Origin of the sequence: Virgibacillus sp. MG-45, assembly GCF_036409425.1 — a bacterium.
Lineage (GTDB): Bacteria > Bacillota > Bacilli > Bacillales > Amphibacillaceae > LDC-1.
The window spans coordinates 245098-260525 of record NZ_JAXOFU010000001.1; the positions used below are offsets into that span (position 1 = coordinate 245098).

The window sequence follows — 15428 nt, forward strand, 5'->3', positions numbered from 1 at the left end:
CTTATTTCATATTATTCATCTACCTCTCTGAAGTAATAAATCTTTCCCATGCTCCAGAAAAGTAAAATATCTAAATTATTCCTTATACCCTAACTCATATAATGCACCAATTAAAGCATTAACACCTACAGCAAGCTGTTCTGGTTTGGTATATTCATGTGGAGAATGGCTAATTCCATTTCGACTCGGAACAAAAATCATCGCAGTAGGCATTGCTGGTGCCATTAACTGTGAATCATGTCCCGCACCACTGTGCATCATCTTATAATCCAGTTTATTAAGCTCACATTGTGTTTGTATCGCTTTAACAACATTTGGGTCCATTGGAACCGGATCTGCATCCATCCACATATCGATATCGATTCTTACTCCAAGTTGTGAAGCAACTTCATTCATTTTTGCTGTTACTTCATCCGTAAATTGATGCAAAGCATCTTTATGTGTATGACGAATATCTAATGTAAACGTAGCTTTTCCTGGCACAACGTTTACGGTGTTTGGTTCAAGAATTAGCTTCCCAACTGTCGCAACTAATGGATCACCATGTTCTAAAGCCATATCGTTAATTGCACAAATCATTCGTGATGCAGCATTCATGGCATCTTTACGATATCCCATCGGCGTTGTTCCTGCATGGTTTGCTTCCCCATCAAGCGTAATAGTAAAGCGACGTTGTCCAACAATATGCTGAACAATCCCAACCGACTTGCCTTCTTTTTCTAATACGTTTCCTTGCTCTACGTGGAGCTCAACAAACGCTTTCAAATCTTGACGCACTTGCTGTGGATCTTTTTTGTAATCAAATCCTGCTTTATGCATCGCTTCTTCAAAAGGAATACCATCAAAATCCTCCATGTGCTTTACTTCTTCAACACTTGGGTGTCCCACAATGTTTTTGGATCCCCAGAAAGAAAATGGAAAACGACTTCCTTCTTCTTCTGCCATCGAGACAACTTCTAAATTTCGCAACGGCGGGCCATACGTGTCTTTTAAGTATTTTAGCGCAAGAAATCCTGCGATAATTCCATATTGTCCATCATAAATCCCACCATTTTTAACCGTATCAACATGAGAGCCTGTTAGAATAGTCTCATCTTTAAAAGTAGTCCCCTCTAAACGGCCAAATAGGTTTCCAACTTCATCAAATTGTGCTGCAAGGCCTTCTTCTTCCAGTAGCTTTTTCAAGGCGTTTTGGGCATCTACCCATTCTTTTGAATACAAAAGTCTTGAAACGCCGCCATCAGGGTTCCCACCGAATTTGCCTAGCCAGACAAGCTTGTCTTCCACTTCTTTTCCTGAATATGCATTATTCATGCTATACCGCCTCTCTACATGTCATTCATGAGTATTAATGTAAATATGGGGTTATAAATGCAAACTAGATTAAATAATTGATCTTGTTTAAAACAAGATTTCCCCTGTTAATCTTCCATAAATTATTATATCCCATTCATGATGTAAAGTAATTGTCTTCTTTAAACAAATAATTTGTCTATCTATGGCCATTTTAGATAAAAACTATACAAGGCACATAAAAATAAAGAAGCAAAAGCAGGCTCTCCTGCTTTTGCTTCTTTTCACTTAAGGTGTATAATCCACATTTAATGAATACACGTTTCCAGCATTCCAAATTAAATATTCATTTATTCCATTATCCTTTAGTGCTTTAATTTGTGCCTCGACTTCTTTTTTACCGTACTGCATCGCAGCACCTTTGTATAGCCATGGAGCTTCGAAATCTTGAATCCATGGTCTAGAGATTGGCGGATTCTTTAGCTTCCCAAGCACTTCATTTTCTACCTTTGCATATTCCGAAACTAAGCGATATGGTTCTTTATCTGGCATGGGGATTCCGAAATAATTATTCGTCCAATGGCTTGGATAGATCATCGAAGAAATAACATCTACATTTTCTGAAATCCGCGAGAAATTTTGACCAATTCCAGGTGTCTCTGGAATCGTCGCAGCGTATCCAAATATATCTACGGAAACATCAACATCATAATATTCCAATTCCTTTTTGGCAAAAGCGACAAAATCCGTAACTGCTTCTACCCGGCGTTTTACATTATCAAGCTTGGAATTCATATAATCTCCCTGCTTATATTCAAGCTCACCGTCACGACGCTCAAAGCCTTCTGGAAATCGAACATAATCAAATTGAATCTCTTGAAATCCCATCTCTGCAGCTATTTTAGCAATTGCAACATTATATTCCCATACTTCCTTCAAAAACGGATTTACGAATGCTTCACCTCTACCATTCACCCATACTTTTCCGTTTTTTTCTTTAAATGATAAATCCGGCTTTGCTTTTGCAAGATTTGTATCTTTAAAAACAACAACCCGTGCGATTGGATATATCCCTTTTTCTTCTAAGACTTGCATCATTTCCTTTGGATCATGGATATAATTTTGCGCGATGGAGGCGTATGGAGAGCCTTCTTCGGGTGTAAACGTGAGATTTCCATGATCATCCTTAATATCAATAACCATTGCATTCAAATCAGTGGTTTCTACAAGGTTTAATAGTGTGTCAAATCGACTACCTCCAGCTGAATTACCAGTTACATAGATTCCCCTTACTGCATCTGGGTATTCAAAATGATAGCCTGAATCAAACGTAAACCGGGTAAACTTCTCATTCGTCGGTAACAGCTTGATCGTTGTTTTCCGTTCTTTATGTAGTGTGACTTCCATTAGCTTATCCCCATTACTTTTTATTGGTATCGTGAAGGCCAATACAATAAATAGAAGAATGCCAATAAATATGTAGATTCTCGAACGATTTTTACGCATCCCTATCAATCTCCTAATTTCTGTTTAACTTTATTATATAGAAAAATATAAACAAATTAAACGAATTTCCAAAGTTTTTGTCAACCTTTAATTGATTATCCTGAAATTGGTTCGCTTTGTAACGCTGAAAAGGAGTGCTTTAGCTTTAGAGCAAAAGAAAGGGGAGATTCAATAGATTGCAAATGGATATGAAATATCGTTGGGTCGGTAAAAATCCAATGATTATGTAAAGCACTAACATGCAGTCCATAATAGCTTGCAGCAAAAACAAATGGAAAAACTTCATCCTGTAAAATTGCGATTTCAGCTAAATTTAAGGCGTTTCCATAATCATCTAATGCTTCAAAGGTAACACCAACAGATGTTGCTTTATTACTCATTTTCCCTTGAATATACACACCAAAATCACGTGTGAGCGACACCATACAGCCATATTTGTTAATGGTACACTCCCCATTGAGGATGCTTGCAAATCGATTTCCAGTAGCCTGCAATTGGGACACAGATTTTCCTCCTTTATTTGCATTTTTCTTCAAAACACAAAAAAGCGCGCTCACTTTAAAAGAAAGGCGCTTTGACGATATCTGCTGCTTTTTGTTTCGAAATATAGAAATATACAAGTATAAAGGTGATAACAAGGCCTTATTCTTCCTTTTGTAACAAAGTACTTTCCCCCACTTACTCTCTTGAACTAATAGTTAAAGTGGGGGGAAACAAGCTACACGACACTCCCCTTTGATGCAAGTGCATCCATTAAATCGGAATCCATTATATTTGTCATTGTCGAAGTATTTGGTGACCAGTCCCCCATCGATTCAATGCCTTGATTTCGTTTCGTTGAAACAAATAAATCAAGCTGCTGGTTTGGTCCAAATCCAACAGCAGAAGCTCTATCAACCGTATTCGTTTTAAAAGCAAACAAATTAATATACATCGGCATGAAGTTCATTTAATCCCTCCCTGGGAATTGATTCATAGCTTTTTCGATAGGTTGATGGTGAATCAATTAAGTCTCGATCATCAATAGCCGATTTTAATCCGAGGAAATCACAGGCATCTCCATAATTGGAGCCGAATCCTTGTGTATATTTTGCCGAGTTATTCCAATCATACAAATAATTTTCTCCTATATTTACAGCAGAGGCGTTTTCAACAGAATTTATCTTCAATATAAAGATATTATTCGTCACAATGGAATGTCTGTCATTCATCCCGTATCCCCCTTTTTAAAATGTATATGTCATTAATTTTTGAATATGTATAGTTAAAGAAAGGCGGGACATTGAATGGATATCGATAAATTTTAAAAATGGTATGAGGTAGCTCAACAATTCCATGGAAAAGACTTTTGGGATAATGTTTTTAATGAGCAAATGGAAGCTTTTACCTCCAATCATTCTAAAAATACATCTACGAATTCTTCTGAACAACCGGAACAACAACACGATGGAAAAGAACACCCTCCTATTGATATCCTCCGTAATGAAACGGAATTATTAATCATTGTAGAGATTCCAGGTCTAACTAAAGAAGAGGTGGAAGTATTTATCGAAGGACATCAATTAATGATAAGAGGAAATCCGAGTGCGCTTTATCATCAATACGCTTACATAAAGCAAGAAAGAAGTTTAGCACCATTTCGCCGAATCATCGGACTTCCTAATCGAGTTGACCCCAGTAAAGTCTCTTCCTTCATGGATCAAGGACTGTTAATTATTAAGTTTTCATTGAAGCCTTCTCAAAGTCGTAAAATTATCATTGATTAGTCCTCACTTTTATAGGAGACACTGTCTGAGAAATCCGCATCATTGATAAATAGCTGTGTATCTACTAAGTGTGTTCCATCACTAAATTGTCGCATCATCATCGATCTTTTTATTCCTGTTTGATAGGAGCGCTTTTTATTTATACCAACCGATGCCTGTGATGCATAGTCAACTGAGTTTACTTTTACAAAAGGAATATTAATATTTCTTTTTTTCATCTTCTTCCCTCTCTTTATAAATAGAGTGTCGTTATGAAAAAGTATGCATTGCTTTACGAAATAATTACTATTTGAAGGAAAAGTGGGATTACATGCTTAGAAACCTTATTAATATGTTTCTAGATCCATCCATAAAAGAACGAATAACAACTCTAGAAACCGAGCTTGTGCGACTCAAGCAGCAAGCCGCAGAAGAACACGTTCTAGATGAAATACGTATGCTGCAAGAAAAATTAGATCAATTCATTACAGATGAAAGATTGCAACCAATTCATATTAAAAAAATTGACGTGGATCGCATTTATATTGATAAATACGAGACAAATAATAATATTGGCGCTTTAGGGATTAAAGAACTAGGGGGTAGATTAAATATTGGGGCAAATTATGGACAAGGCATGAGTCCTCCCCCTATACCTAAACATTCTAAAAAAGAAATGGATGAAAATACAATGCAAAAAGTGAATATTGAATCTCCTCCGCCTTCTGAACCGACGATTAATATTAGGGGGAAGAAATAAAGAAATTAATTTTCGTCTACGAAAATTTAATACCTTTACATTTTAACTTCGTTTGCAAAGCCAGCAACCATTGCAAAATTTCAGGAGATACTTAGATCAGCACCAGTATACCTAATAAATATTTGTTTTTCGAAAAAACAAAAGATAAAATTAAAAGTAGTTGGCTTGCTTTGAAATACGGCAGTACTAGGAGGGAGTAACATGTCATTATTTACTTTTTGGAATGAAGTTAAAGGTGGAGAAATAATTTATAGTATCTTTTTGTTCGGAATGATACCCATGGTAATCTTTATACTAAAGTACAAACATAATCCCTCTTCAAAACTTCAGATACTTGTAGGAATGTTCATCTTCTTTGTTATATCTTTGATCGCGTCTACCACCATTATTAATCTATTATTTTTCCCTCAAGGTGAATACGTAAACCATGGTGCAGTTCTAGCAGGAATATTAACTTTATTTAGTGTTTTTTCAGCTTTGCTTATTGGTTGTATATCCTCATTATTTTACTTTAAATTAGTAGGCAAAAAATAGCTACTTTCTTGAAAATCGTTTCTAGTATGGAATCCATTTACTGATATGGAAGAGAGGAATAATTCTCGAATACATCCCAAAACGATCCCCTCTTCTAGATCTAACCACTACTTATTTTGAATATGCGTAATTAAATATTCTGCATCATTTCCTACACCTTGCAACAGTGCAGAACCCCTTCGAGATTGCCAAGGCAACCCTAGAAAATATAACCCTTCTATATTGGTAATCCCCCGCTTATGCATAGGTTTTCCTTTCTCGTCTAATACGCCTGATATTTTTAACCATGAATAATCTGAAATAAATCCAGTTGCCCAAATTATGTTATGTACATTAAGGTACGTATTGTCTTGAAATATTACCCTGTCTTTATTCGCATCCATGGATCGATGTTTAATGACTACATCACCATTTCGAATGGCATGTTTCAAATCAAGTCCAAAAATTTGGTCCCCTTTTTTTTGAATTAGTTTCCCAAAGAACGAATTGGTAGTGGTCTTTAATATACCAAGCTTATCAAACCACCAAAAGACACTTTTATTTCTAATTAACAACGGAAGAAACGATAACAGTTGCCCTGTTGACAGATACGTCTTCTTTTCTCGTGCAATTTCCACAGCAATCTGTGCTCCACTATTCCCTCCTCCTACAACTAGCACGTTTCCCTCTTTTAATTGAGAAGGATTCTGATATTCTGACGAATGGAATTGAACAATTTCTTTTGAAACCTTTTTTGCAAAGGATGGAATGCTCGGCTTTTGAAAAGGACCAGTCGCTATAATAAGATTTTCAGCTTTATATTCCGAATGCTCGGTTGAAATGTGAAAAATATTGTTCTTTTTTTGAACGCTTGTTACGTTCGTGCTATTTTTAATTGGTAGGCTAAAAGATTCCGCATAGCCCTTTAGATAATCAGATATTTCATCTTTTGATGGAAAACCATCAGGATCTCCATTTAGATCTAGTCCTGGTAATGAACTGAATGCTCTTGGAGTAAACAATACCAAGGAATCATACCTCTTATCCCATTCCTCTCCTATCTCTTTACCTTTATCAAGTATAAGAAAAGAATGATTAGATTGCTTTAATTTATAACCCATTGCTAGACCTGCTTGTCCAGCACCGATAACAATCGTATGATACATCTCATCACATCCCATTTGAAAATATAGGTTAAATTCAATTAATCGGTAAGCTATTCAACGCATATTTGAACAGCTTACCTAATTATTATCCTTTAACTTTTAAAAGTCTTAGCGCATTTAAAATCACGATGACGGCAGCCCCTGTATCGCTAAGTACGGCCATCCAAAGTGTAAGCCACCCTGGAAAAATAAGAACTAATGCTATAAATTTTACCACTAACGAAAACCAAATATTTTGTTTAATAATCGCTAATGCTTTTCTACTTAGCTTAACGGTATGTGGTAATTTTTCTAGATTATCTGCCATTAAAACAATATCCGCCGTTTCCATAGCGGTATCGGTTCCCGCTCCCCCCATCGCAATTCCTAAGTCTGCAGTAGCAAGTGCAGGTGCGTCGTTTATCCCGTCACCAACCATTGCAACTTGATAGCCCTCTTGTTGTAATTGTTTTATCGCATCTACTTTATCGGCCGGTAACAGCTCTGCAAAATAACGATTGACACGTGCTTCGCTTGAAATCCTCTTAGCTGCACCTTCATTATCACCAGTTAGCATGACCAGTTGATTAACGCCAACTTCTTTCAAACCATTTAATGCTTTAACAGTAGATAAGCGAATCGTATCAGAAACAGAGATAATCCCCATTATTTCTGTTTGTGTACCGATTATCACGACAGTTTCCCCATAACTTTGTATCTTTTCTACTTTGGCCCTAACATCATCTAAATATATTTCTAGATCTTCAAACAGTTTTAGATTACCGGCATAATGAACTTCTCCATTGATTGTTGCTTGAACACCTTTCCCGACAATATTTTTAAATAACGTTCCGCTCTTAACCTTAACTCCCTTATCCTTCGCATATTCAACAATTGTTCTTGCTATTGGATGTGTGGAGTAATCTTCCAACGTAAATGCTAATGATACTAATTCTTCTTCTGTGGTAGTTAATGCATCAATTTCAGTTACTTTTGGCTTTCCTTCTGTTAATGTTCCTGTTTTATCAAACGCTATCGCATCAATGGCTCCAGCTTTCTCTAGGAACGTTCCACCTTTTATTAAGACACCATTCTTTGCGGCGTTACCGATTGCAGAAACAATGGCAACAGGAGTAGATATAACCAATGCACAAGGACAGGCAACTACTAATAATGCAAGCCCTTTATACACCCACTCTTCTATAGCACCAAAGCCGAATAGGGGTGGTATCACGATTACTACTAATGCCAAAGCAAAAACAATAGGTGTATAGATACTGGCAAACTTATCAATAAATGCTTGGGTAGGGGCTTTTTGCTCCTGTGCTTCTTCAACTAAATGAATGATTTTTGATATCGTAGTATCCTCGACTAGTTTGGTGACTTTGACTTCGATCGAGCCACTTTCATTAATGGTACCTGCATATACCATATCTCCAGTCAATTTATCCACTGGGATAGACTCACCGGTGATAGCTGCCTGATTCACACTCGTCTCACCTTGAATAATTTCACCATCTAACGGAATTCGATCACCGGGTTTAATAACTACAACCTGCCCAACTGAAACTTCCTCTACAGGCTTTTTAACTAAATCTGTGCCAACTTTAATCCATGCCTCTGATGGTGCCAAATCCATTAAATTGCGAATTGATTTTCTCGTTTGCTCCATCGATCTATTTTGCAAGGTATTCCCTAAAGCAAATAACCATACGACAGTTGCACCTTCAAACCATTCTCCAATTAAAGCTGCTCCTATTACTGCAACAGACATTAGAACATTCATATCAAGGGAACGGCTTTTTATCGAATAGTAGGCACCTTTCACTGGTTTATGACCACTAATAACAATAGAAATAGCATATAGAAAAGTAGTCATTAAATGCGATACACCAGTATAGGAGCCAACAAATCCTAGTGCTATTAAGATACCAGAGAAGGTAATGCCTCCATATCCTTCTTTATTTTGGGGTGTAACTATAGTTTTATTACGTTTTGTAATTAGTGAAGCTTTATATCCAAGCTTCGATACTTCCGTAACAATATCCTCAACACTATTTTCATGTGCTATTTTCATTTTGCCAGTTGAAAAATTGACAGTAACTGTATGAACAGTTGGAATCGCATTTAAATGATTTTCAATGCTTTTCGCACAACTGCTACAGTCCATTCCTACAACAGCGTAAGTTCTTACACTTTTGTTTTGTTTTAATGGTTCTGCCGTAAAGCCGAGTTTTTGAATTGTCCTTTCTACAATGTCAAAGGATACAGTGTCGTCCCCAATTACCTGCAATTTTGCAGTATTGTAATTCACCTTTACCTCGTGAATGGCATCTAACCTAACCAGTCCTTTTTCTATCGTTAATGCACAAGAAGGACAATCCATTCCGTGGATCAAAAATTCGAGTTTTTCTCCCTTAACTGGATTGAAATGAATAGGAGGCGTTTCCTCAACCTCGCTACAACAACGAACCATTTTTTCTTCTGAAGCATTTCGATTACAGCAGTTATCTTTTACATTTGCCTGCACTTCTTTTGGATCAGAATTCATTCTTTTCACCTCTATTGATAGATATGGCTATTACAACAAGCAATATCATTTTGAATATCTTCAAGCACTACATCAAAATTAGTTAACAAATCACGTACGAGTTGATTACGTACACGGTAATATACATATTTTCCATCCTGCCTTCCGACAATAAGCCTACACCCTTTTAAGCAAGCTAAATGTTGCGAGATATTGGACTGATTTCCATTTAAATCATCAACAATTTGAGTAACTGTTTTTTCTTCCGTTTTAATACTTTCAAGGATTTGAATTCTGGTTTTATTTGAAAACCCGTGCAAAAATTTCATTTTAATATCGATATCAACTTTTTCCACCAAACGACACGCTCCTTATATTACTCGAAACGAATATGTTAACAATATATTAGCAATCACTAATATGTGTGTCAAAGATCATCTAGATTCATTGTAAAGATGGCCTGTCTCCTATCCAAGTTATCACGTTAGGGTTAAGCATCGTGTTGTTGAGCCGTATTATGTTAAGGAAGAAAAAATTGGTTCTTCGCAAATACTGCCAAAGGTGCTAAATCAAGTGCAATTATCTATAGTATTGTGGGGATTAAATCCAATTTACTATCTTAACTATTTATTTGAAAAGTTCCCAAACATTGATACAAACGACAAGGATCAACTTGATCAATTACTTCCATGGTCAGCTAAATGCCAGATACAACTAAATAAATCATAACAATAGTTCATACCTTAGTGCTAGGTGTGGACTATTTTACGCTTACTCTTCTGCCAAATGTGAACCCTAATACTTTTAATGTAATTATATCTATTGGTAAACGTCACACTGGATACAACTGATAAGTCTACGACTATTCCTCTACATATGCTGCAACACATACAAACTTTAAGTTCCAGTTTTATGTCATCTGTAGCATAAATCCTTTCGTTGCTTTTCCTAGCATAATCATCATTAGAATTACTCTCTTTCCAAAGTTAAATTCCTGTTCAATTAATACTTTTTCCACTCCTTCTGAAATGTCAAATCTCTGGTTCATATCCTCTTAATATGCGCTCACTGCTATGAAATAAAGTAGCTTTCGATTCTAGATTATGAAAAAATTGTCACAATTCCTACTCAATATGCTCAGAGCTATCATAGTTAAGCGTTTGAAAACATTAATTAATCAAAGAATTGTTGTCCTATTTAATATTCAGTTTCTTTGAATCCTGAAATTGACAGTTTAGATGGAGAAACACTAGTTTTTATTTAAAAGAGTTTTACAAGAAGTTTTCTCGTACTTACTTGAACCAATAACAGTAAATGAAAAAATTCGAAAAGTGCAGATTTTATTATTTGTAGAACTTTAAATGATAAAACTTAAAAAAGCCGCTGAAAAATACAGACGACTTTTTACTCTTTATAAATTCTTTAAAATTTGTTCGTATTCCCCTTTATCAATTTCTCTTTGTACATAACGGAGCTTTAATACTTCTACAGGATTATTGTTACCTTTTGTCTCTTGTTTTTCCTTTTTAAAGCTAAGAAGAAAGTCATGAAATATTTTTTTCCCAACCCTTATTATTTTGAATAGGTCTCCAGTCCTTACCAGATAGTACATTATTATTGTTGATAGTATTAAGTTTAACACGACTTTTCCACCTCATTAAAACTTAATTGTCTTTAAAATTGATTGAAATTCTTCATGTGTTATTTCACCACGAGCGTAGCGTAATTTTGCAACTTCTTCAGCTTCAATAACTGTGGAATTTCCCATATTTGATGAAACTGAAGTTTGTTGTTTCTTGTTTTTAAAAATGAGATATAGCGTAAAAGCAATAAGTACAAATACAAGCATAGTCATCAAAGACCCACCTGCCATCATATCAAACGAATTAAATCCTTGCTGCATTCCATTGTATCCATTAAATCCACCATTTCCAAAGGAACCCATATGTCCTCCATTCATCATAATAATTTCTCCCTTCTCTATTTAATTAAATTTAGTTTTACAGTAATGCTTTTAGTTTGTTATATTCATCTATAGAAATTTGACCGGATGCATATCTATAATCAATCACTTTCTTAAGTTCATTTGGATTATTATTGACTTTTGTTTGATTATTGCCAGACATTTTTTGCAATTCACCTGTTTTATACAGATAAAAGCCAATAGCTAAAATAAGTATTAAAAACATAACTTCACTCCTCTATCCATACTGTTTTCGAATTTTTGTAGTAGCAGGCCAAAGTTAATTGACCTGCTCATCACTTTTTAATACATGCTACCCATTCCTCTAAAATTATTGCTTCCTGAAGCACCACCTGTTCCATGCATACTTTTATACAGTTCTTCTAATTCTTGGTTATCTAAATTGGGATGCATTGCACTCATATATGGTTTCATTTGTCCAAAATTCACATTACCTTCTTCCATAAACTTTTGCATCTCATCAAAATTTACATTGCCTTCTTCCATAAACTTTTGCATACTTTCAAAATTGCCTGTCCCCATCACATCTATCATTTGGTCATATCTAACATCTTGCTCTTGGATTACTGTATTTTGATTCGGAGCATCCTCTTCAGAAAATAGAGTAGTTAATCCTACCCCACCTGTAAATACTAAAGTTGCTGCTAAAATTCCATTAAGTATATTCATGTCTAATCAATCTCCTTTTAATAGTTTTATATTATTAATTATTTATTAGCTTTATAAAATATTTTTCTTGATTTGCTCAAACTCTTCAAAAGATATTTCACCCTTTGCAAGTCTAGATTTGGCAGTTTCTATTGCATTTGAACCTGCTACCGGTTGTTTTCTATTTACAGAACCTGGATTTTGACTATTAATCCCTAAATAGATGAGGTAACCGAAGAGTAAAAACACCAATATCATCACGAATGATCCACCTCCAAATCCAAACATTCCATAACCATGTCCTAATCCCATCATTGCTTTATCTCTCCTTTCTTAATTCAATAATACTTTTTACTAATGGGGATTTTATGAGTAACTTATGTGAAAGTTATGTAGATAAACTTACATAACCTTTACTTTTCAACATCCATACTATAACACTGGTAGTTTCCATCCCTATCCATTTTAATCAATGTTATATTTTCATTTTCATATCTAAATAATCCTTCACCTAACTGCCAAGAATGACAATCTCCTGTAAGAAAAGGATTTGTATTGAGAATACTTTGATATTTCTTTGTTACATCTTGATCCACTTTTTTAAACATAGGATAATCCCTCCTTGATCTATTCTTATTTTGTTTTGTCTATACAGGTAATAAGGCGCTGTTCCATTTCGGCTGCTTTACTATCTAGATTGGTATCTCCTAAGATACTTATTAATGCGGTTGGTTTGACCATTCCAACTTTGGTGATGCCATCCTCTTCATACACGACAATTTTGCAAGGTAAGAAATAACCAACCTGACTTGTCATCGATAATACTTCCTTTGCTTCAAAAGGATTGCAAACTTCTAACACATAAAAGTCTTGATTATAAGTTAACCCTTTATCATTTAATTTATCTTTAATATTAAAGCTCCACAAAACACCGAACTTTTCTTTTGCTAAATTCTCCTCCAAATCATTAAGAATTTGACTAATTGGTTTTTCAGTTACAACTGTATAATGAAACATTTTATCTCCTCCTTAAATTTTCACTTGTAAAGCTTCATTTGTTTTCTTTACTTGTCCTTATCATAAGCAAAACTTGTATAGATCTTATGGGCAAATTATGTGGAAGTTATGTGGAATCAAACACTTCATGAAATGACACAAAAACAAAAAGGGATTAAGTCCATCTAGTGGCTTAATCCCTTACTTTTAATATTATTTTTGTTCAACTTTAATTGGCCTTTTTATTAGGTTTAACTACAAACTTTCTTACAATGCTATAAAATAAATCTTCTTTCTGTTCAATTATTAAACTTGCCTTATTAATATTATTTAATGTTCTTCGGTTAATATTCGCTCCCCACATGCTAACCGTAATAGGATTTACTAGATCCATCATTTTCCCTACTACTTCATTCTCGCTTCTCATATGTTCTAACAGAATAATTTTCCCATCCGGTTTACAGACTCTGCCCATTTCTCTTAGCCCTTTTACAGGGTCAGGCACAGAACAATAAACACAAGTGGCTACGACATAATCAAAAGTATTGTCTGGAAATTCCATTTGCTGCGCATCCATTTCCAGTAGATTTATTTGATAGGGCAGAGATAGAGTCTTTGCCTTTTTCCTTGCATGCTTTAACATACCTGGACTAAAATCTATACCTGTCAAATAAATGTCGTTATGATAAAACGGAAGATTTGCACCGGTACCTATCCCTACTTCTAAAACGTTTCCTTTTACATTTTTGAGCAGATCTTTTCTCCAGCTCTCCTTTATCATTTTATCCATGGAATCGTATATCCTTGACACCCGATTATAACGATTCTTGATCTTTTCAGTTTGTCTCTTTTCCACGTTAAATCTCTCCCTAAAATATATTGGATTAATTAACTTATCAAATATAAAACACTGAAAATAGTGAGTGAATATACAATAGTATTAAACCTAACGGCATTTGGTCTTACTCCTTTGGTAATTGTACTTCTACAGTTGTACCAACATTTGATTGACTCTCTATCTTTATTTTTCCTTGATGCGCTTCTACAAAAGCCTTTACAATCGACAACCCAATTCCAACTCCACCTGTTTTTCGATCTCGTGATTTATCACCTCGATAGAACCTTTCAAATAGAAATGGAAGATCATCTTCACTAATTCCTTCACCTTCATCTTTTACTATGAAAAAAATTTGATCATTTTTTTCTTCTATATAAATAGAAACTCTTTTCCCTTGCGGTGTATATTGCAGGGCATTATTAACGATATTGGTTAAAATTTGAATGACTTTATCACGATCACCATTAAACCAATGTTGTTCTTCGGTATTTTGTACTTCTAAATCCACTCCTTTTTTCATAAACAATGGGCTGAATTGCTCTTTTATGAAGGACAATAGTTTTCCAGTTTCTAACCTTGTTTTATTCAATCTAATCTGGGGATTTTCAGCTGCAATTAATTTTTCTAGTTCATTTACTAGCCTAACCAGGCGCATTAATTCATCATGACATTGCTCTAATCTCTTTGAATCTGGTTCCCATATCCCATCTTGAAAAGCTTCAATATGACTCCTTAGCGTTGCAAGTGGTGTCCTGAGTTCATGAGCAAAATTAGCTGTAAACTCTTTTCGTAGCGTTTCTTCTTTTGCTAAGGATTCTGCAAGCTGATTAAACGACTCTCCTAAAGGTCTCATTTCATCTGTCAATTCTTCAACAGGGATTCTTGTTCGCCATTGATGATTACGTAACTCTGCAATCGCATTTATTAACTTTTTAAAACCTGACGTTAAACGATTTGAAAATAATAAACTAAATAAAATCGATAAAATAACGGTAACCAATACCGCAATGAGAATATTTCGTTTTATTGATTTCAAAAAGATAAAATCCTCACCCATTAATTGTTCTGGGTAAAACACAGTCAAGTTCCCGATTACTTCATTTTTATTTTTTAATTGGTATGAAGTTGACCGATAGTCATTAGGGTCTATTGAGGATTGCGTCCCATTCATCATTCCCATCATTGAGCGCAAAGATGTTGAATCAATTAATAATTCACCATTACTATCATAAAGTTTAAAGTATAAGTTCTCTGTCATTGCCTGCTGATGCAGCATATTATTTAATTGTTCGTTTGTTAACTCTCCCGTCTCATCATATTGTTGAAGTACTTCCTTTTTAATTGTCTCGATACTTTCTTCTCTATTTTTTTTGAGATAATCAGTAAATTGATTTTCCACGCCAAAAAAGATAGTGAAACTAGTGATAAAAACGCCACTTAAAGAGACCACTAAAAGATATAACAATATCC

At 34.9% G+C, this 15428-nt stretch carries 22 protein-coding genes and 1 pseudogene; 4 read left to right on the forward strand and 19 right to left on the reverse strand.

What is annotated here, in order from left to right:
- Window positions 1-75: 75 nt before the first annotated feature.
- The 5 genes from allC to SPK86_RS01300 all read right to left on the reverse strand — a co-directional run bounded on the left by allC (window position 76) and on the right by SPK86_RS01300 (window position 4010).
- Window positions 76-1314: an allantoate deiminase gene (allC, locus tag SPK86_RS01280; protein WP_284139420.1), complete on the reverse strand. Its 1239-nt coding sequence runs from the start codon at window positions 1312-1314 to the stop codon at window positions 76-78.
- Between the two features lie 267 nt (window positions 1315-1581).
- Window positions 1582-2799: a putative glycoside hydrolase gene (locus tag SPK86_RS01285; RefSeq protein WP_330948509.1), complete on the reverse strand. Its 1218-nt coding sequence runs from the start codon at window positions 2797-2799 to the stop codon at window positions 1582-1584.
- Between the two features lie 95 nt (window positions 2800-2894).
- Window positions 2895-3302: a DUF1259 domain-containing protein gene (locus SPK86_RS01290; protein WP_330948510.1), complete on the reverse strand. Its 408-nt coding sequence runs from the start codon at window positions 3300-3302 to the stop codon at window positions 2895-2897.
- A gap of 215 nt (window positions 3303-3517) precedes the next feature.
- On the reverse strand, window positions 3518-3748 hold the full coding sequence (locus SPK86_RS01295; RefSeq protein WP_284139423.1) for a spore germination protein: 231 nt from the start codon (window positions 3746-3748) through the stop codon (window positions 3518-3520).
- Window positions 3723-4010 (reverse strand): hypothetical protein, encoded by a 288-nt coding sequence (locus SPK86_RS01300; RefSeq protein ID WP_284139424.1) that lies wholly within the window; start codon window positions 4008-4010, stop codon window positions 3723-3725. The genes SPK86_RS01295 and SPK86_RS01300 overlap by 26 nt, the downstream gene beginning before the upstream one ends.
- A gap of 162 nt (window positions 4011-4172) precedes the next feature.
- Between SPK86_RS01300 and SPK86_RS01305 the strand changes: the two genes are divergently transcribed.
- Entirely contained in the window at window positions 4173-4565 is a 393-nt protein-coding gene (locus SPK86_RS01305; protein WP_330948511.1) for an Hsp20/alpha crystallin family protein, read from the forward strand.
- On the opposite strand, the gene SPK86_RS01310 is transcribed toward SPK86_RS01305, so the two are convergent.
- The gene (locus SPK86_RS01310) at window positions 4562-4783 is read right to left on the reverse strand and encodes a hypothetical protein (protein ID WP_284139426.1); all 222 of its coding nucleotides are present in this window, start codon (window positions 4781-4783) and stop codon (window positions 4562-4564) included. The two genes, SPK86_RS01305 and SPK86_RS01310, sit on opposite strands and share 4 nt — an antisense overlap.
- Window positions 4784-4875: 92 nt before the next feature.
- Between SPK86_RS01310 and SPK86_RS01315 the strand changes: the two genes are divergently transcribed.
- Window positions 4876-5304, forward strand: coding sequence for a hypothetical protein (locus SPK86_RS01315; RefSeq protein ID WP_330948512.1), 429 nt, complete (start codon window positions 4876-4878; stop codon window positions 5302-5304).
- A 201-nt stretch (window positions 5305-5505) separates the two neighbouring features.
- Window positions 5506-5838: a hypothetical protein gene (locus SPK86_RS01320; protein ID WP_330948513.1), complete on the forward strand. Its 333-nt coding sequence runs from the start codon at window positions 5506-5508 to the stop codon at window positions 5836-5838.
- A gap of 107 nt (window positions 5839-5945) precedes the next feature.
- On the opposite strand, the gene SPK86_RS01325 is transcribed toward SPK86_RS01320, so the two are convergent.
- From SPK86_RS01325 to SPK86_RS01335, 3 genes are all read right to left on the reverse strand, one after another.
- Window positions 5946-6983, reverse strand: a complete 1038-nt coding sequence (locus SPK86_RS01325) for a flavin-containing monooxygenase (protein WP_330948514.1) — start codon at window positions 6981-6983, stop codon at window positions 5946-5948.
- Between the two features lie 85 nt (window positions 6984-7068).
- The gene (locus SPK86_RS01330; protein WP_330948515.1) at window positions 7069-9513 is read right to left on the reverse strand and encodes a heavy metal translocating P-type ATPase; all 2445 of its coding nucleotides are present in this window, start codon (window positions 9511-9513) and stop codon (window positions 7069-7071) included.
- A gap of 11 nt (window positions 9514-9524) precedes the next feature.
- Window positions 9525-9821 (reverse strand): ArsR/SmtB family transcription factor, encoded by a 297-nt coding sequence (locus SPK86_RS01335; RefSeq protein WP_443089744.1) that lies wholly within the window; start codon window positions 9819-9821, stop codon window positions 9525-9527.
- Window positions 9822-10016: 195 nt separating this feature from the next.
- On the opposite strand from SPK86_RS01335, the pseudogene SPK86_RS01340 reads away from it, so the two are divergent.
- A pseudogene (locus SPK86_RS01340) lies at window positions 10017-10221 on the forward strand (IS66 family transposase); the annotation flags it as partial.
- 181 nt (window positions 10222-10402) lie between these two features.
- On the opposite strand, the gene SPK86_RS01345 reads toward SPK86_RS01340, so the two are convergent.
- The 10 genes from SPK86_RS01345 to SPK86_RS01390 all read right to left on the reverse strand — a co-directional run bounded on the left by SPK86_RS01345 (window position 10403) and on the right by SPK86_RS01390 (window position 15423).
- Entirely contained in the window at window positions 10403-10540 is a 138-nt protein-coding gene (locus tag SPK86_RS01345; protein WP_330948516.1) for a hypothetical protein, read from the reverse strand.
- 363 nt (window positions 10541-10903) lie between these two features.
- Window positions 10904-11134, reverse strand: a complete 231-nt coding sequence (locus tag SPK86_RS01350; RefSeq protein ID WP_330948517.1) for a hypothetical protein — start codon at window positions 11132-11134, stop codon at window positions 10904-10906.
- A gap of 15 nt (window positions 11135-11149) precedes the next feature.
- Window positions 11150-11455, reverse strand: a complete 306-nt coding sequence (locus SPK86_RS01355) for an SHOCT domain-containing protein (RefSeq protein ID WP_330948518.1) — start codon at window positions 11453-11455, stop codon at window positions 11150-11152.
- A gap of 37 nt (window positions 11456-11492) precedes the next feature.
- Window positions 11493-11681 carry a hypothetical protein gene (locus SPK86_RS01360; RefSeq protein WP_330948519.1) on the reverse strand — a complete coding sequence of 63 codons (189 nt, stop codon included), beginning with the start codon at window positions 11679-11681 and terminating at the stop codon, window positions 11493-11495.
- A 77-nt stretch (window positions 11682-11758) separates the two neighbouring features.
- On the reverse strand, window positions 11759-12145 hold the full coding sequence (locus SPK86_RS01365) for a hypothetical protein (RefSeq protein ID WP_330948520.1): 387 nt from the start codon (window positions 12143-12145) through the stop codon (window positions 11759-11761).
- A gap of 51 nt (window positions 12146-12196) precedes the next feature.
- Window positions 12197-12439 carry an SHOCT domain-containing protein gene (locus SPK86_RS01370; protein ID WP_330948521.1) on the reverse strand — a complete coding sequence of 81 codons (243 nt, stop codon included), beginning with the start codon at window positions 12437-12439 and terminating at the stop codon, window positions 12197-12199.
- A 98-nt stretch (window positions 12440-12537) separates the two neighbouring features.
- Window positions 12538-12732, reverse strand: coding sequence for a hypothetical protein (locus SPK86_RS01375; protein WP_330948522.1), 195 nt, complete (start codon window positions 12730-12732; stop codon window positions 12538-12540).
- A gap of 25 nt (window positions 12733-12757) precedes the next feature.
- Complete coding sequence (locus SPK86_RS01380) at window positions 12758-13141, reverse strand: DUF302 domain-containing protein (RefSeq protein ID WP_330948523.1); 384 nt, start codon at window positions 13139-13141, stop codon at window positions 12758-12760.
- Window positions 13142-13349: 208 nt separating this feature from the next.
- Complete coding sequence (locus tag SPK86_RS01385; RefSeq protein ID WP_330948524.1) at window positions 13350-13976, reverse strand: class I SAM-dependent methyltransferase; 627 nt, start codon at window positions 13974-13976, stop codon at window positions 13350-13352.
- Between the two features lie 106 nt (window positions 13977-14082).
- A complete protein-coding gene (locus tag SPK86_RS01390; RefSeq protein WP_330948525.1) occupies window positions 14083-15423 on the reverse strand; it encodes a sensor histidine kinase in 1341 nt (446 codons plus the stop codon).
- Window positions 15424-15428: the final 5 nt, after the last annotated feature.

Coding starts and splice junctions, on each gene's coding strand:
- allC (WP_284139420.1), bottom strand. CDS start 1,314: ATGAATAATGCATATTCAGGAAAAGAAGTGGAAGACAAGCTTGTCTGG.
- SPK86_RS01285 (WP_330948509.1), bottom strand. CDS start 2,799: ATGCGTAAAAATCGTTCGAGAATCTACATATTTATTGGCATTCTTCTA.
- SPK86_RS01295 (WP_284139423.1), bottom strand. CDS start 3,748: ATGAACTTCATGCCGATGTATATTAATTTGTTTGCTTTTAAAACGAAT.
- SPK86_RS01300 (WP_284139424.1), bottom strand. CDS start 4,010: ATGAATGACAGACATTCCATTGTGACGAATAATATCTTTATATTGAAG.
- SPK86_RS01305 (WP_330948511.1), top strand. CDS start 4,173: ATGGAAGCTTTTACCTCCAATCATTCTAAAAATACATCTACGAATTCT.
- SPK86_RS01310 (WP_284139426.1), bottom strand. CDS start 4,783: ATGAAAAAAAGAAATATTAATATTCCTTTTGTAAAAGTAAACTCAGTT.
- SPK86_RS01315 (WP_330948512.1), top strand. CDS start 4,876: ATGCTTAGAAACCTTATTAATATGTTTCTAGATCCATCCATAAAAGAA.
- SPK86_RS01320 (WP_330948513.1), top strand. CDS start 5,506: ATGTCATTATTTACTTTTTGGAATGAAGTTAAAGGTGGAGAAATAATT.
- SPK86_RS01325 (WP_330948514.1), bottom strand. CDS start 6,983: ATGTATCATACGATTGTTATCGGTGCTGGACAAGCAGGTCTAGCAATG.
- SPK86_RS01330 (WP_330948515.1), bottom strand. CDS start 9,513: ATGAATTCTGATCCAAAAGAAGTGCAGGCAAATGTAAAAGATAACTGC.
- SPK86_RS01335 (WP_443089744.1), bottom strand. CDS start 9,821: ATGAAATTTTTGCACGGGTTTTCAAATAAAACCAGAATTCAAATCCTT.
- SPK86_RS01345 (WP_330948516.1), bottom strand. CDS start 10,540: ATGAACCAGAGATTTGACATTTCAGAAGGAGTGGAAAAAGTATTAATT.
- SPK86_RS01355 (WP_330948518.1), bottom strand. CDS start 11,455: ATGATGAATGGAGGACATATGGGTTCCTTTGGAAATGGTGGATTTAAT.
- SPK86_RS01360 (WP_330948519.1), bottom strand. CDS start 11,681: ATGTTTTTAATACTTATTTTAGCTATTGGCTTTTATCTGTATAAAACA.
- SPK86_RS01365 (WP_330948520.1), bottom strand. CDS start 12,145: ATGAATATACTTAATGGAATTTTAGCAGCAACTTTAGTATTTACAGGT.
- SPK86_RS01370 (WP_330948521.1), bottom strand. CDS start 12,439: ATGATGGGATTAGGACATGGTTATGGAATGTTTGGATTTGGAGGTGGA.
- SPK86_RS01375 (WP_330948522.1), bottom strand. CDS start 12,732: ATGTTTAAAAAAGTGGATCAAGATGTAACAAAGAAATATCAAAGTATT.
- SPK86_RS01380 (WP_330948523.1), bottom strand. CDS start 13,141: ATGTTTCATTATACAGTTGTAACTGAAAAACCAATTAGTCAAATTCTT.